This window comes from Streptomyces sp. NPDC053474, assembly GCF_044544845.1.
Lineage (GTDB): Bacteria > Actinomycetota > Actinomycetes > Streptomycetales > Streptomycetaceae > Streptomyces.
In genome coordinates, this window is the sequence record NZ_JBITXV010000033.1 from 21,848 (window position 1) to 36,976 (window position 15,129).

The 15,129-nt window shown below is 71.7% G+C and carries 13 protein-coding genes; 9 read left to right on the forward strand and 4 right to left on the reverse strand.

Going from position 1 to position 15,129, the window contains the following annotated elements:
• Nucleotides 1-2: 2 nt before the first annotated feature.
• Both ACIG3E_RS40460 and ACIG3E_RS40465 read right to left on the reverse strand, forming a co-directional pair.
• Complete coding sequence (locus ACIG3E_RS40460) at nucleotides 3-875, reverse strand: aldo/keto reductase (RefSeq protein WP_399626140.1); 873 nt, start codon at nucleotides 873-875, stop codon at nucleotides 3-5.
• Between the two features lie 223 nt (nucleotides 876-1,098).
• Complete coding sequence (locus ACIG3E_RS40465) at nucleotides 1,099-1,797, reverse strand: type 1 glutamine amidotransferase domain-containing protein (RefSeq protein WP_399626141.1); 699 nt, start codon at nucleotides 1,795-1,797, stop codon at nucleotides 1,099-1,101.
• Between the two features lie 224 nt (nucleotides 1,798-2,021).
• Between ACIG3E_RS40465 and ACIG3E_RS40470 the strand changes: the two genes are divergently transcribed.
• From ACIG3E_RS40470 to ACIG3E_RS40500, 7 genes are all read left to right on the forward strand, one after another.
• The gene (locus ACIG3E_RS40470; RefSeq protein ID WP_399626162.1) at nucleotides 2,022-2,681 is read left to right on the forward strand and encodes an NADPH-dependent F420 reductase; all 660 of its coding nucleotides are present in this window, start codon (nucleotides 2,022-2,024) and stop codon (nucleotides 2,679-2,681) included.
• Nucleotides 2,682-2,945: 264 nt separating this feature from the next.
• Nucleotides 2,946-4,508 (forward strand): murein biosynthesis integral membrane protein MurJ, encoded by a 1,563-nt coding sequence (gene murJ / locus ACIG3E_RS40475; protein WP_399626163.1) that lies wholly within the window; start codon nucleotides 2,946-2,948, stop codon nucleotides 4,506-4,508.
• Between the two features lie 243 nt (nucleotides 4,509-4,751).
• Complete coding sequence (locus tag ACIG3E_RS40480; protein ID WP_399626165.1) at nucleotides 4,752-6,491, forward strand: ABC transporter ATP-binding protein; 1,740 nt, start codon at nucleotides 4,752-4,754, stop codon at nucleotides 6,489-6,491.
• Nucleotides 6,492-6,577: 86 nt separating this feature from the next.
• A complete protein-coding gene (locus ACIG3E_RS40485; protein WP_399626144.1) occupies nucleotides 6,578-7,378 on the forward strand; it encodes a maleylpyruvate isomerase family mycothiol-dependent enzyme in 801 nt (266 codons plus the stop codon).
• Nucleotides 7,379-7,885: 507 nt separating this feature from the next.
• The gene (locus ACIG3E_RS40490) at nucleotides 7,886-8,710 is read left to right on the forward strand and encodes a helix-turn-helix domain-containing protein (protein ID WP_399626145.1); all 825 of its coding nucleotides are present in this window, start codon (nucleotides 7,886-7,888) and stop codon (nucleotides 8,708-8,710) included.
• Nucleotides 8,711-8,797: 87 nt separating this feature from the next.
• The gene (locus ACIG3E_RS40495; protein WP_399626147.1) at nucleotides 8,798-9,262 is read left to right on the forward strand and encodes a cupin domain-containing protein; all 465 of its coding nucleotides are present in this window, start codon (nucleotides 8,798-8,800) and stop codon (nucleotides 9,260-9,262) included.
• Nucleotides 9,259-9,978 (forward strand): SGNH/GDSL hydrolase family protein, encoded by a 720-nt coding sequence (locus ACIG3E_RS40500; protein WP_399626149.1) that lies wholly within the window; start codon nucleotides 9,259-9,261, stop codon nucleotides 9,976-9,978. The genes ACIG3E_RS40495 and ACIG3E_RS40500 overlap by 4 nt, the downstream gene beginning before the upstream one ends.
• A gap of 781 nt (nucleotides 9,979-10,759) precedes the next feature.
• Here ACIG3E_RS40500 and ACIG3E_RS40505 read toward each other — a convergent pair.
• Together ACIG3E_RS40505 and ACIG3E_RS40510 are read right to left on the reverse strand one after the other, a co-directional pair.
• Nucleotides 10,760-11,365 (reverse strand): lytic polysaccharide monooxygenase, encoded by a 606-nt coding sequence (locus ACIG3E_RS40505; RefSeq protein ID WP_399626152.1) that lies wholly within the window; start codon nucleotides 11,363-11,365, stop codon nucleotides 10,760-10,762.
• 242 nt (nucleotides 11,366-11,607) lie between these two features.
• Nucleotides 11,608-12,075 carry an Lrp/AsnC family transcriptional regulator gene (locus ACIG3E_RS40510; protein ID WP_399626154.1) on the reverse strand — a complete coding sequence of 156 codons (468 nt, stop codon included), beginning with the start codon at nucleotides 12,073-12,075 and terminating at the stop codon, nucleotides 11,608-11,610.
• A gap of 184 nt (nucleotides 12,076-12,259) precedes the next feature.
• Here ACIG3E_RS40510 and ACIG3E_RS40515 point away from each other — a divergent pair, with 184 nt between their 5' ends.
• Together ACIG3E_RS40515 and aspA are read left to right on the forward strand one after the other, a co-directional pair.
• Nucleotides 12,260-13,309 (forward strand): asparaginase, encoded by a 1,050-nt coding sequence (locus tag ACIG3E_RS40515; protein WP_399626156.1) that lies wholly within the window; start codon nucleotides 12,260-12,262, stop codon nucleotides 13,307-13,309.
• Nucleotides 13,310-13,403: 94 nt separating this feature from the next.
• Nucleotides 13,404-14,912, forward strand: coding sequence for an aspartate ammonia-lyase (aspA, locus tag ACIG3E_RS40520; RefSeq protein ID WP_399626158.1), 1,509 nt, complete (start codon nucleotides 13,404-13,406; stop codon nucleotides 14,910-14,912).
• The last annotated feature ends 217 nt before the right edge of the window (nucleotides 14,913-15,129 follow it).

Here is a 15,129-nt window from a genome sequence, read left to right on the forward strand (position 1 = left end):
GGTCAGACCGCGGCCGCGAGCGCCTCGAACTGGGCGTCGGTCAGGGCGATCCCGGCGGCCGCCGTGTTCTGCTCCAGGTGCGCCACCCGGGACGTGCCCGGAATGGGGAGCATCACGGGGGAGCGGCGCAGCAGCCAGGCGAGGGCGAGCTGCGAGGGGGTGGCGCCGTGCTCCTTCGCGGCGGCGTCGAGCGGGCCGCCCGGGCGGGCGAGCTCGCCGGTGGCCATCGGGTACCACGGGATGAACGCGATGTTCTCGCGCTCGGCGTACTCCAGGACGTCCTCGGACGCGCGGTCGGCCAGGTTGTACTTGTTCTGCACGGAGGCGATCTCCGCGACCTCCCGGGCCGCCGCGAGCTGCTCGACGGTCACCTCGGACAGGCCGATGTGACGGATCTTGCCTTCCTGCTGGAGCAGGGCGAGCTCGCCGACCTGGTCGGCGAGCGGCACCTGCGGGTCGACGCGGTGCAGCTGGAGCAGGTCGATGCGCTCCACGCCGAGGTGGCGCAGGCTCAGCTCGGCCTGCTGGCGCAGGTACTCGGGGCGGCCCACCGCGTGCCAGGCGCCCGGGCCCGAGCGGGTGAAACCGGCCTTGGTCCCGATGACCAGGTCGTCGGCGTAGGGGTGCAGCGCCTCCTTGATGAGGACCTCGTTGACGAAGGGGCCGTAGGAGTCGGCGGTGTCGATGAAGGTCACACCGAGCTCGACGGCCCGGCGCAGCACGCGTACGGCTTCGTCACGGTCCTCGGGCTCGCCCCAGACGCCGGGCCCGGTCAGCTGCATGGCGCCGTAGCCGAGGCGGTGGACGGGCAGGTCGCCGCCGAGGGCGAACGTGCCCGAGGCGGCGGCGGGACGCGGGGTGTTCGGGGTACTCATGGGGGCGGTCCTTTCACAGCGTACGGATCGCGACATGGGGATCACAACGTACGAACGACACGGCATGGGTGACACAAGGTGTGTAACACCGAACCTATGCGCAAGAAGGCGTGAAGAGCGGCTTCGGCCGAGCACCGGCAGCCCGGCCGAAGCCCCTCACGTGCTGGTGGGGGCGTCACGTCGGACAGGACACCCCTGGTCCGGGGCCCGCGGGCCGGGGCCCTCAGCCGTCCAGGCGCTTCAGGAGCTCGGCGGCCACCGCCCCGGAGGACGCCGGGTTCTGACCGGTGATCAGATTGCGGTCGACGACCACGTACGGAGCCCACGGCTCGCCCTCCTCGAAGGCGGCGCCCGCCTCGACGAGGCGGTCCTGGAGCAGCCACGCCGCCTTGTCCGCCAGACCGGCCTGGGCCTCCTCGGCGTTGGTGAAGCCGGTGAGGCGGTAGCCCGCGACGGCGTGGGTGCCGTCGGCGGTGGTGGCGGCCAGCAGCGCCGCCGAGGCGTGGCACACGGTGGCGAGCGGTGTGCCCGACTCCAGCGCGCGGGCGAGCAGTCGGCCGGAGGCGGCGTGGACCGCCAGGTCCTCCATGGGGCCGTGGCCGCCCGGGTAGAAGACGGCGGCGTAGGCGTCCAGGTCCACGTCCTCCAGCGGGGCGGGCGAGCGGAGTTCGGTGAACGCGGCGAGCGCGGCGGCGATGTCGGCGGCGCCCCGCTCGCCGCCGTTCACCTCCGGCGCGAGGCTCGCCCGGTCCACGGGCGGTACGACACCGCCCGGCGTGGCCACCACGATCTCGTGGCCCGCGGCCTTGAGGGCCGCGTAGGGCGTCACCGCCTCCTCGGCCCAGAAGCCCGTCGGGTGCGGGGTGCCGTCGGCGAGGGTCCAGTGGGCGGCGCCGGTCATCACGAAAAGAATCTTCGACATGCCCCGAAGGTAAGGCGCTGTGGCCATAGGGATCCAATAGGAAAGTGAGTCGCTGTCATTGGACATCCAATGGCTGGACGGGAATATCCGGCGCCGGGCGATCACGGGTCCGAGCCCCGGCTCATCCTCCGTTCACCAGGGAAATAGACCGACCGGCCTCGGGGTTGGAGGCACACATGCGTCGACGGCAACGGGCCGTGACGCGTCCTTGCCTGGAGGACCTCATGAAGATCGGCATCATCGGCGCGGGCAACATCGGCGGGAACCTCACCCGCCGCCTGACCGCACTCGGCCACGACGTGTCCGTGGCGAACTCCCGCGGCCCGCACACGCTCACCGCCCTCGCCGAGGAGACCGGGGCCACGCCCGTGACGGTGGCCGAGGCGGCGCGCGGCGCCGAGGTCGTCGTCGTGACGATCCCGCTCAAGAACGTCCCCGACCTGCCGCCCGGCCTGTTCGACGGGGCCGCCGACGGATTCGTCGTGATCGACACCGGCAACTACTACCCGAAGGAGCGCGACGGCAAGATCGAGGCCATCGAGAACGGCCTGCCCGAGAGCCGCTGGACCGAGCAGCACATCGGTCACCCGGTCATCAAGGCGTTCAACGGCACCTACGCGCAGGACATCCTCGACAAGCCCCTGCCCGCGGGCGACCCCGACCGCCTGGCCCTGCCCGTGGCCGGTGACGACGAGGCGGCCAAGCGCACCGTCCGCGACCTCATCGACGCCCTCGGCTTCGACACCGTCGACGCGGGCGGCATCGACGACTCCTGGCGCCAGCAGCCCGACACCCCCGTCTACGGCCTGCGAGCGGGCACGGCGGAGGTCACCAAGGCCCTGGCGGCGGCGAGCCCGGAACGGCCCGAGAACTTCCGGGCGTAGGCGGGGGCGCGGCCGCCCGGTCCAACGCCCTCTTCCCGCCGGATGGTTACCTATGGGTAGATTGGCGCGATGACGGAGGGGACGAACGTCCCGGCGGTCTCACCGCCGGGCGAGCGGCAACAGAGGCAAGAGCGGGGCGTGCGAAGGGGGCGCGGCGGCAGCAGGGGGCGGCATGCCGCGCCGAAGCGCGGCGCCAAGCTGGGGAGACGCGGCGCCAAGGCCCGGCCCGGCAAGGGCGGCGGCCTCGCCCGGTCCTCGCTCCTGATGGCGACGGGCACCGTCGTGTCCCGCGCGACGGGCCTCATCCGCCAGGTCCTCCAGGCGGCCGCACTCGGCACCGGCCTGCTGGCCAGCACGTACAACACGGCGAACACCGTGCCGACGGGCCTGTACACCCTGCTGATCGGCGGCGCGCTCAACGCCGTGCTCGTGCCGCAGCTCGTCCGGGCCCGGACCACGCACCCCGACGGCGGCCGGGCCTACGAGCAGCGCCTGGTCACGCTCGTGCTGTGCGTGCTCGCCGCGGGCACGGCACTGGCGGTGTGGGCGGCTCCCGAGATCGTCGGGCTGTACCTGCGGGACACCCCGGACACCCACGAGGCGTTCGAGCTCACCGTCGTCTTCGCGCGGTTCCTGCTGCCCCAGATCTTCTTCTACGGGATGTTCGGCATGCTGGGGCAGGTCCTCAACGCCCGGGAGAAGTTCGGCGCGATGATGTGGACGCCCGTCCTCAACAACGTCGTCCTGATCGCCCTGTTCGGCGCCTATCTGGGCCTCATGGCGGCGCCGGACCGCGTCGGGGACATCACCGCGAGCCAGGTCCGGCTCCTCGGCCTCGGCACCACCTGCGGCATCGCCCTCCAGGCCCTCGCTCTGATCCCCTACGTCCGCGCGGCTGGCTTCCGCTTCCGGCCCCGGTTCGACTGGCGCGGCGCGGGCCTGCGCCAGAGCGCCCGGGCGGCCCGCTGGACCCTGCTGTTCGTCCTCGCCAACCAGATCGCGCTCACCGTCGTCACGAACTACGCGAACGCGGCCGACCAGCGACTGCCCACCGCGGGCGCCGGGTACACGGCCTACTCGTACGCGCAGACCATCTGGCTCCTGCCGCAGTCCATCGTGACCGTCTCCCTGGTCACGGCGCTGCTCCCGCGGCTGAGCACGGCGGCGGCCCAGGGCCGCACCGCGGACCTGCGCGGTGAGCTGTCCCGCGCGCTGCGCCTGACCGGGGTCGTCATCGTGCCCGCCGGGTTCTTCTTCCTCGCCCTCGGCCCGCAGACGGCGACCCTGCTGTTCGGGCACGGCACGGCCGACGCGGCCTCCGCGCAGCCGCTCGGCCAGATGCTCCAGGCCTTCGGCCTCGGCCTGATCCCGTTCTCCGCCCAGTACCTGCTGCTGCGCGGCTTCTACGCCTTCGAGGACACGCGCACCCCGTTCTGGATGGCCGCGTGGATCGCCGCCGTGAACATCGCCCTGGCCACCGCCTGCCACCACCTCCTCCCGGCGCGCTGGGCCGTCGTCGGCATGGCGGGGGCGTACACGCTGTCGTACGCCGTGGGGCTGCTGCTCACCGCACGCCTGCTGCGCAGGCGCCTCGGAGGTCGCATGGACGGCAGGCGGCTGCTGCGCACCTACGGCAAGCTCGGCCTCGCCGCCGCCCCCGCGGGCGCGCTGGCCTGGGCCGTCGCGCACGGGCTCGCGTCCGAAGGGGCCGCGAGCACGCTGCGGACCGCGCTCGCGCTCGCCACCGGTGCCGCCGCGATGGTCCTCGGCTATCTGGTGCTCGCCCGGTTGCTGCGGGTCGGCGAGCTGAGGCTGCGCCTGCGCTGAGAGGCATGCGGACCGCTCGCGTCCGGTGGCTTGAACTCGGTGGTGGGGTGCGGGTGGGGCGTGTCAGGCACTGTGCCCCCGTACTGCGTCCTGCCAGGTGTGACTGGTGCAGATCCCACCTTCGACAAGCGGCCCCCTGCCGAGAGAGACCCGACCGAGCGGACCAAGGCTGAGCACAACGTGACGGAACACAGTGGTGAGGAGCGGGCGAAGGACGAGAGCGAGGCGGGCAGACCCGAGCGGCTGCCCGCCAAGGAGACCTGGAGCGTGCTCTACCGGCACTTCCGGCCGCACCGCGGCGCGGTGGCGCTCGGCGCGCTGTTCACCCTCGTCGGCGCGGCCACCGGCCTCGCCCAGCCCGTGGCCATCGAGGAACTCGTCAACCGGCTGTCCGACGACGAGTCGATCTCCTCGATCCTGATCCTGCTGACCGGGCTCCTCGTCATCGGCACCGCCGTCGAGTCCGTCGGCAGCTACATCCTGGAACGCACCGCCCAGTCCGTCGTCCTGGACTCCCGGCGCTCCCTGATACGCCGACTCCTGCGGCTGAAGGTCAGCGAGATCGAGCGCGTACAGCCCGGCGACCTGATGTCCCGCGTCACCTCGGACACGACGCTGCTGCAGGCCGTCACCACACAGTCGGTGGTGTCGGCGTTCTCCGGCGCCCTCACCGTCATCGCGACCATCGTGATGATGGCCTTCATGGACGCGGTGCTGCTCGGCGTCACCCTCGGCGTGATCGTCCTCATCGGCGGTGCCACCGCCCTCGTCATGCCGCAGATCTCCAAGGCGACCGAGCGCTCCCAGGAAGCCGTCGGCATGATCTCGACCGCCCTGGAGCGTGCCTTCGGCGCCTTCCGCACCCTGAAGGCCTCCGGAGCCGAGCGGCGCGAGATGGCCGCCGTGGAGGAGGCCGCCCACGAGGCCTGGCGCCACGGCGTGAAGTCCGCCAAGTGGCAGGCCGTGGCGTGGAGCTCCATGGGCTTCGCCATCCAGGTGTCGTTCCTCGCGGTGCTCGGCGTCGGCGGCGCGCGCGTCGCCTCCGAGGCGATCTCCGTGGCCACCCTGGTGGCGTTCTTGATGCTGCTCTTCTACCTGATCGACCCGGTGAGCCGACTCGTCGACGCGGTCACCCAGTACCAGGTGGGCTCCGCCGCCGTCGCCCGCATCGTACGGGCCGAGCGCATGGAGACCGAGGAGCTCGACGAGCCCTCGCCGCGCGCGGCCGGGGCGGAGAACACCCCCGCCGCCGTGGCCTTCGACGACGTCACCTTCCGCTACCAGGCCGGGCTGCCCCTGGTCCACCACGGCGTGACCTTCACCGTCCCCGGCCCCGGCATGACCGCGTTCGTCGGCCCGTCCGGCGCGGGCAAGACCACCGTGTTCGGACTCGTCGAGCGGTTCTACGAGGCCACCGGCGGCCGTGTCCTCGTCGACGGCAAGGACGTACAGGACTGGCCGCTCGCCGACCTGCGCGCCACCATCGGCTACGTCGAGCAGGACGCCCCCGTCCTCGCGGGCACCCTGCGCGAGAACCTCGTCTTCGCCGCCCCGGACGCCACCGAGGCCGACCTGCGCGACGTCCTCGTACGGGCCCGGCTCGACGCCCTCGTCGAGCGGCTGCCCGACGGCCTCGACACCGTGGTCGGCCACCGCGGCTCCAAGCTCTCCGGCGGCGAACGCCAGCGCGTGGCCATCGCCCGCGCCCTGCTGCGCAAGCCCCGGCTGCTGCTCCTGGACGAGGCCACCTCGCAGCTCGACGCCGTCAACGAACTCGCGCTGCGCGACGTCGTCGCCGAGGTGTCCCGCGAGGTGACCGTCCTGGTCGTGGCCCACCGCCTGTCGACGGTGACGCTGGCCGACCAGATCGTCGTCATGGACGCGGGCCGGGTCCGCGCGACGGGCACGCACGACGAACTCGTGGCGGCGGACCCGCTGTACGGCGAGCTCGCGGCCACGCAGTTCCTGGCGACCGCCTCGTGACGCGTGGGCGGTGGCGGGAACGGGTCCGCGTGGTGGCGTGATGAAAGCCCGCGCCGAGTCCCGACGGCATGATCTACCGTGAGGCCATGACCAAGGTGACCTTCGATCGTCACGTATCCGAAATCAGCACGCAGGCCGAGCACTTGAGGGCCCAGGCCAAGGACGCCGACCTCGCCGTTCCGGTGCGGACCTGCCCCGGCTGGAGTCTCGGCAACCTCCTGCGGCACGTGGGCGGCGCGCACCGCTGGGCCGAGGCCGTGGTCCGCACCCGGGCGGGCGGGCCGGTGCCCCACGACCAGGTCGACGACGTCGCCGGGGACGACCGCGCCGACGCCGCCGCGCTCGCGGACTGGGTGGTCGAGGGCGCGGCGCGCCTCGCCGACACCCTGCGCGAGGCGGGACCGGACGCCCCGGTGTGGACGCCCGCGCCCGGCGGCACCCCGGAGTTCTGGGCACGGCGCATGCTGCTCGAGACGGTCCTGCACCGGGCGGACGCGGCCGTCGCCGTCGGCGGCCCGTACACCCTCGCCACGGACGTCGCGCTGATCGGCGTCGGCGAGTGGATGGAGTTCACCGTCCTGCCGCAGGTCTACGAGTCCGACGAACACCTGCGTGCCCTCCTCGGCCCCGGCCGCACGGTCCACTTCCACGCCACCGACGCCGAGCCCGCGAGCGCGGGGGAGTGGTTCGTCGACCTCACCGGCGACGCCATCACCACCCGGCCCGTGCACGAGAAGGCCGCGGTGGCGGTCCGCGGCCCGGCCACGGCCCTCCTGCTGGCCCTCTACCAGCGTGATGCGGCCCTCGGCCAGGAGCCCGAGGTCATCGGCGACCGGGCCCTGTTCGAACAGTGGCGCGAGACGGTGAGCTACTGGCTGCGGAAGTGAGCGGGGCCGGGGGTGGTGTGCGTGTGTGAAACCTAAGAGGCTTGCTCGGCACGTCATTGAGGGTGAATGGGAGGAGAACCTGAGGAAAGGGGTGGGGCTCGGCGAAGCACCGGTGACGATTCACTTCCCCGTGCGGCGACGGGTGACGGTAGGCCCGCTCTCCTTCGGCGTCCCTTCACTTTGCGCTCCGAGATGGCGTCCTGAGCTTGTCCTTCAACCCCTGAGTGCACGCCTCTCCCTGCGCACGGTCGCCCGTACGCGGACGCCGTGGATCGTGTTGTTTCGGGGTGTCAGTGACGTCGATCGAGCGCACCGCGAGCCCGGGGTACGTCCCGAGGCTGGACCAGGTTCCTGGGTCCGCACCGGCTCATCTGCGTGGCGTGCTGGGGCTGGCCGAGGACGTGCCGTGCGTGGTGGACGCGGACCGGACTGGGGAGCGGCACGGCGGTCCGGCCGATGAACGTGCCGGGCTCGCCGGCTCGTACTCCGAGTAGGGAGGAAGGTCGCATGGCCACCGGGATCTGTGCACGTCCGGCGCCCGCCTTGCGGCGGTACGTCGACTCGTACGTCGGTTTCGACCTCCGCGGGCTCGCGGCGGGGGTGCACTGCGGCCCGCCGAGTCGCGTTCTCACTGCGGTGATCAGCCTGTCAGACCCTTTGGAGGTGGCTGCGGGCGTGGGCGACGGGTCACCGGTCACCCGATTCGGCAGTGTGGCCGGAGGTCTGATGGACCGGTCCGTCGCGATCCACCACGACGGACGCCAGCAAGGTGTGAAGGTGGCGCTGACACCGCTAGGGGCTCGGGCCATCTACGGCATGCCCGCCGCTGTGCTCGCCCACCGACTGGTCCCACTGGACGAGCTTCTCGGAGCGCTTGGCGTCGAACTGGCCGACCGGCTCCGAGCGGCATCGACATGGCCAGCGCGGTTCACCGTACTGGACGAGTTGCTCCTGCGAGCTGTTGGTCGTGGCGTCGGCAGTGACCATGTGCGCCGGATGCGCCCCGAGGTGGCCGAGGCCTGGCGCCGCCTCGTCGCCGCACGGGGCTGTGTCCAGGTCGGTGCGGTCGCCGCGGAAATAGGCTGGAGCCGCCGGCACCTCACCGAAAGGTTCCGCGGCGAGCTGGGCCTGTCGCCGAAAGCCGTCGCCCGCGTTCTCCGCTTCGAGCACGCGCACGACCTGGCGACGGCGCGGGACCGGCTCCCGTGGCCCGATGTGGCGACCATCTCCGGCTACGCCGACCAGGCCCACCTCGTGCGGGACTGGAGGGAGTTCACGGGCCGAACGCCGACGGCCTGGCGTGACAGTGAGGTCCTCCTCGGGACCGGGTAGTCGCCGACCGACCGACCGCCCGTCGCGTCGGCTTGTGTTCCCATTCCTTCAAGACCACCTGATCGCTGCGGTGTGACGATCGTCGGCATGAGACTCGTCAACGAACACAACGCCATCGACCTGCGGACCACCCCCGTGCACCTCGGACTGGGATCGACAGCGAAACCCGTCGAGGGCTTTGCCTGGGATCCGGAGGCGCTCCAGGCCTACAGCGCCGCGGTTGCGGCAGACGGCGCCGAGGGCCGGATGGTGATGATCTTCGACGGCGATGGCCCCGGCGACCATTGGGAACGCCACCCCGCCGGCGACGAACTGGTCGTCTGCCTCAGCGGGTCGGTGACGGTCACCCGCGACCTGGACGGTGTGCCCGACCGCGTTCTGCTCGGGCCCGGCGAGGCCACCATCAACCCGGCCGGGGTATGGCACGCGGTCGACATGACCGGGCCGACGTCCATCCTGGCCATCACCGCGGGCCTCGGCACCGACCACCGTCCTCGCACCGGCACCCACCCGACCGAACGCGTCGGCGTGCCGGGACCGGAAGCATCATGACGACGCGCATCGCCTGCCTCGGCGACAGCCTCACCCGCGCGCTGGTGAGCGTCGACTACCTGGGCCTCCTCGGACGACGCCACCCTCCCGGTGATCTGCAGCTTGCCCGCTTCGGCGCCAACGGTGACTTCGCCTACAACCTCTTGCGGAGCCTCGACGCCGTCATCGCGAACCCGCCCGACGTCATCACCGTGTTGATCGGGACCAACGACGCCCGAGCGAGCCTTGCCGGCTACCGCGTCGATAAGGCCATGAAGCGCAAACAGCTCCCCGAACGCCCGTCAGCCGGCTGGTTCCAGCAGTGCCTGGGAGCCGTCGTCGAACGACTGCGAGCCGAGACCGACGCGACGGTCGGTCTGCTGTCGATCCCGGTTCTCGGCCAACAACTCGACGGAGCCGCGGCGCAGGCATCGCAGCGGTACAGCCGGATGATCGCCGAAGTCGCCGCCACCAACAAGGTGACGTACCTTCCACTCCACGAACGCCAGATCGAGGAACTACGCCAAGCGGGCCCACCGCCGATTCCCTACCGGGAGGCGACTCCCGCAGCGGGCCTCGGCGTCCTCGTCCAAAACGCCGTGCTTCGCCGCGACCTCGACACGATCTCGCGGCGCCGAAACCTCGTGCTCACGACCGACCACATCCACCAGAACAGCCGCGGCGCCACCCTGATCGCTGAGGTCATCGACGTCGGCCTCCTGACCCAGAACGCGTAGCTGGTTCCAAAGCCGCAGCCAGATGGATGCCAACCACCGCGCGAAGGTGACGTACGATCCAGACGCCGGTGCCGGCGGCGAGCCCGTCGGCACCGGCGATGCGGTCCCTTCCCACGGGCGCGGGCGCAGACTCGTTGGACCGTGGACCTCGGCGTCATCGTGCAGGAGTGTGACCTGCTCAATGCCTCCGTCCAGGAGGTCCGGCCCCTTCTCTTCCAGCCAGAACTCCGCTGCCCCGGCTACCAGGTGAGCCGGACCGCTCCGTCGCCGCCCGCTCAACCGCCGCCGCCTCCGCCGCCCCATAGGGTGACGGTGACCTCGGTGACGCCGTCCGGAACGGTCCAGTCCACGGTCTCCGGCGTGGTGAACCACTCAGATTGCTGAGCAAGGGGGCCTGGTCGTCATGGCCCACGGGGTGAGGCTCAGGCCACGGGAAACCGCGTCGATCCGCGGCTGTTCAGGAAACCGTGGGGTGAGCCACGTCAAGATTCACCACCAGGTGCGTGGTCCGCATCTCGCGTGGCCCATTCGTGTCGCACGTGCGCCCAGAGCCTTCACGGCCTTCCTGGACCAGAACGAGATCCCCGGTCGAAGTCCTTTCGGATCCTCGGCAGTTGAGCCCGACCATTGAAGATCCGCGACAGCGTCAAGTGAGGAACGCGGGAAGCCCCGTCGGAGCAGGGCGACCACATGGGGCCCTTGCCCCGACGGGGCTCGGTCGGCCGGGCGGTGGGTTACCGGCGCCCGGCAGCGGCCGGTGCCGTGTGCGGTGCTGTGCGGCTCAGCCGAAGTTCACGTCGCTGCACCACATGTAGGCCTGGTCGAGGTGCGAGGCCTGCCAGATCACGAACACGATGTGGTGTCCGGTGTAGCCGGAGGTCTGGACGGGGAACGTGATGTTCTGTGCCGGGGCGAAGCGGCCGGTCTGCGTGATGAAGTCGAGGTTGCTCCAGCCCAGGGTCTGGGTCTTGGGGTCGAAGCCCTGCTTGCTCACGTAGACCTTGAAGTAGTCGGCACCGTGGGACGCCTGGTCGTACAGCTGGACCGAGAAGTTGTTGCCGATGGTGGTGGTCTTCCACGGTCCGGGCTTGTCGAGGCTGGCGTTCCTCGACAGGTTGTTGCTGCAGAGTGTCCCGTCGGGGGTCCGCGCCTGGAACTGGCCTCCGAGGCCGTCGCGGAGCGCGCTCATCCAGTTCCACATGGTGTCGGCATTGGCCTGGAAGGCCTGCCAGCACATGGGGTCTTGGGTCTGCATGGCCGGGTCCGTGTGGTGGTTGCCCCACGTCTTCCAGCACTGGTACGCGCGGGTGGCGGGGCCGACGACGGTGCCGTGAGCCTGGGCGGGGGTCGACCAGGCGAGGGCGCCGACAACCGCGGCGAACAGCATGACGAGCGCCTGGAGAGACCGACGGAGGGACGTCGTCGAGCGCCCGGTTAACGGGCTCTGGGTGCGCATATGGGGGGACTCCTTCCAGTTGCGAGACTGTTATGGGAGCGCTCCCAAAGTCAGGTCTTCTGAGTGAGATGTCAATGAAGCGGACGGACTTGATTACAGAGGTGGGCGGCGAGCAGGGAATCTGCCGTGAGCCGGGAGCCGGAATTGTTCGCGGGGCCGGAAACAGCGACCTCTCAGGACCTCGGCACCCGGTCCACAGGAAGGCCGCGCGGTTCCTTGATGCGCTTCATGATGATCTGGGAGTTGACCTCGGTGACCCCGTCCAGGGTCGTGAGGCGCTCGATCCACAGGCGTTCGTAGGCGGCCAGGTCGGCGACCGCGATGCGCAGGAGGCAGCCGGGGCTGCCGAAGAGACGGTACGCCTCGATGACGTCGGGGATGTCGTGGAGGGCGGCCTCGAACGCCTCGACCGTCTCGCGGTCCCGGCGCACCTCGATGGAGACCAGGACCTCGAAGCCGCGGCCGACCGCCTCCGGGTCGACGACCGCGCGGTAGCCCTGGATCACGCCGTCCTGCTCCAGCTGCCGCACCCGCCGCATGCAGGGCGACGCGCTGAGGCCGATGCGCTGGGCCAGCTCCTGGTTGCTGAGGCGGCCGTCCTGCTGGAGCTCGCGCAAGATATCGAGGTCAATTCGGTCCATGGCGCAATTCTGCACCATAGAAACCGGCATCTGCGGGTTGATATCGCAATCGGGTTGCGCGGGTGCTCGCCTATTCTTGCGGCGTGACTGTCCGTGAACCTCGGGCCGTCGATCAATGCGGCCGCGCGGCGCCACGCGTGGCGTCGGCCGCACTCGCGACTCATGGAGAGGCAGGCCCGCGCCGATGACGCAGCTGGCATCCCCGACGGCCCCGCGGCGGGTCGTCGTCATCAGCACCGGTGGCACCATCGCCAGCCGCTGGCAGGGCACGGGGTACGCCGCCGACGCCTCCGGCGGCGAGGTCCTGGCCCAGGCCGCCGTGCCGGACGGCGTCACGGTCGAGGTCGTCGACCTGTTCAACGTGAACAGCTCCAGCATGACCTCCGCCCGGCAGCTCACGCTGTTGCGCGCGGTGCGCGAGGCGCTCTCCGACCCCGGCGTCGCCGGGGTCGTCGTCACGCACGGCACCGACACCCTGGAGGAGTCGGCCTTCTTCGTCGACCTGCACCACGACGACCCGCGCCCGGTGGTCTTCACCGGCGCGCAGCGCCCGCTGGGCGCCGCCGACGGCGACGGCCCGGGCAATGTGTACGACTCCCTGCAAGTCGCCGCGACCGTACGGGACATGGGGGTCCTGATCGTCTTCGACGGTACGGTGCACGCGGCGCGCGGCACCGTGAAGACCCACACCCTGGCCGCGCACCCCTTTGCCGACCCGTCCGGGCAGCCCGTGGGGCGGCTCGGCTTCGGGCGCGTGGACATCGACCGGCGCCCCGAGCGGCCCGGGCCGCTGCCGCTGCCCGCGCCCGTGGGCTCGGACCCGCTGCCTCGCGTCGACATCGTGATGCACCACTGCGACGCCGATCCGCTGCTCCTGGACGCCGCGGTCGCCGCCGGAGCGCGGGGCATCGTGCTCGTCGCCACCGGAGCGGGCAACGCGACACCGCGGTTCGCCGAAGCCGTCGCGGCGGCCGTGGACCGCGGCGTCCTGGTGGCCCTCACCACCCGGGTCCACTCCGGCCCGGTCGCCGAGATCTACACCGGCGGCGGCGCGGTCGACCTGGCCGCCGCGGGCGCCGTCCTCACCGGCACCCTCCGCGCCGGGCAGGCGCGCATCGCCGTCCTCGCCGCGCTGCTCGCGGACGTCGCACCCCAGCGGCGGGACGCGCTGCTGCGACAGCTCCTGGGCACCCCGGACCTGGGCGAAGGCCAGGCGTCGGCCTCGGCCGCCTGACGCGCGTACCCGCGCCCGTCTCCCACCCCCTCCCCGCGCTGCCACACGCGTTCCCGCGCCACCCCTCGTACCACAGGACACAAAGGACCACCCCATGACCGCCCCCGCCCGGCCCGCCGCCGACGCCGCATCCGACCGTCCGATCGGCACGGCCGCCACGAACACCCCGGCCGGGCCCCCGCGCACCCGCCGCGAGCACGACCTGCTCGGTGAGCGCGACGTGCCCGCGGACGTGTACTGGGGCATCCACTCGCTGCGCGCCACGGAGAACTTCCCCGTCACGGGCGTCCCGATCTCCATCTACCCGCAGCTCGTCGACGCGCTCGCCGCCGTCAAGGAGGCGGCGGCGCGGGCCAACGAGGAGCTGGGCCTGCTGTCCGCCGACAAGGCCCGCGCCATCGTGGCCGCCTGCCGGGAGATCCGGGCGGGGCACCTGCACGACCAGTTCGTCGTGGACGTCATCCAGGGCGGCGCCGGGACCTCCACGAACATGAACGTCAACGAGGTCGTCGCCAACCGCGGCCTCGAACTCCTCGGCCACGCCAAGGGCGAGTACGCGCGTCTGCACCCCAACGAGGACGTCAACCTCAGCCAGTCCACCAACGACGCCTACCCGACCTCCCTGCGCATCGCGACGATCACGGCGGTGCACGGGCTGCTCCAGGCCATGGCCGTGCTCCAGGACGCGTTCGCCGCCAAGGCCGTGGAGTTCAGGGACGTCCTGAAGATGGGGCGCACCCAGCTCCAGGACGCCGTGCCGATGACCCTCGGCCAGGAGTTCTCCACGTACGCGGTCATGCTGGAGGAGGACCGGGGCCGCCTGTCCGAGGCCGTCGAGCTGATGCACGAGATCAACCTCGGCGCCACCGCCATCGGCACCGGCCTCAACACCCCGCCGGGCTACGCCGAGACGGCCCGCCGGTACCTGTGCGAGATCACCGGACTGCCCCTGGTGACGTCCGCGAACCTGATCGAGGCCACCCAGGACTGCGGCGCGTTCGTGCAGCTCTCCGGCGTCCTCAAGCGCATCGCGGTGAAGCTCTCCAAGACCTGCAACGACCTGCGGCTGCTGTCCTCGGGGCCGCGCGCGGGGCTCAACGAGATCAATCTGCCGCCGGTCCAGGCCGGTTCGAGCATCATGCCGGGCAAGGTGAACCCGGTGATCCCCGAGGTCGTCAACCAGGTCGCCTTCGAGGTCATCGGCAACGACCTCACCGTCACGATGGCGGCCGAGGCCGGTCAGCTCCAGCTCAACGCCTTCGAGCCGGTCATCCTGCACGCCCTGTCCAAGAGCATCACGTCCCTGCGGGCGGCCTGTCTGACCCTCGCCGAGCGCTGCGTCGCGGGCCCTGACGGCGGCATCACCGCCAACACCGAAGCACTGCGCGCCTCCGTGGAGAACTCCATCGGCCTGGTCACCGCGCTCAACCCGCACATCGGCTACACCGCGGCCACCGCCATCGCCCAGGAGGCCCTGCGGACCGGTCGCGGCGTCGCCGAACTCGCCTTGGAGAAGGGCCTGCTGCCCGCCGAGCGGCTGGCCGAGCTGCTCACCCCCGAACGTCTCGCGGGCGCCTTCGAACAGGGCGTTCGCTGGTCCTAGTGCTTTCGGCCGAGCCCGGCCGCGACCCCGGACGGAGTCCGTGAGGACCGCGCTGAACTAGCGTGGCGATCATGAGCGACGGGCAGCGGGGAGCAGAGGGCCGTGGGGGGGGGGGGGGGCCCCCCCCCGCCCCGGGCCCCCCCCCCCCGCCGGGCCGGCGCCCCCCCCCGGGGCCCCCCCCCCGCGGGGACCCGGCCCCGGTGAGCCCGCGCGGCGC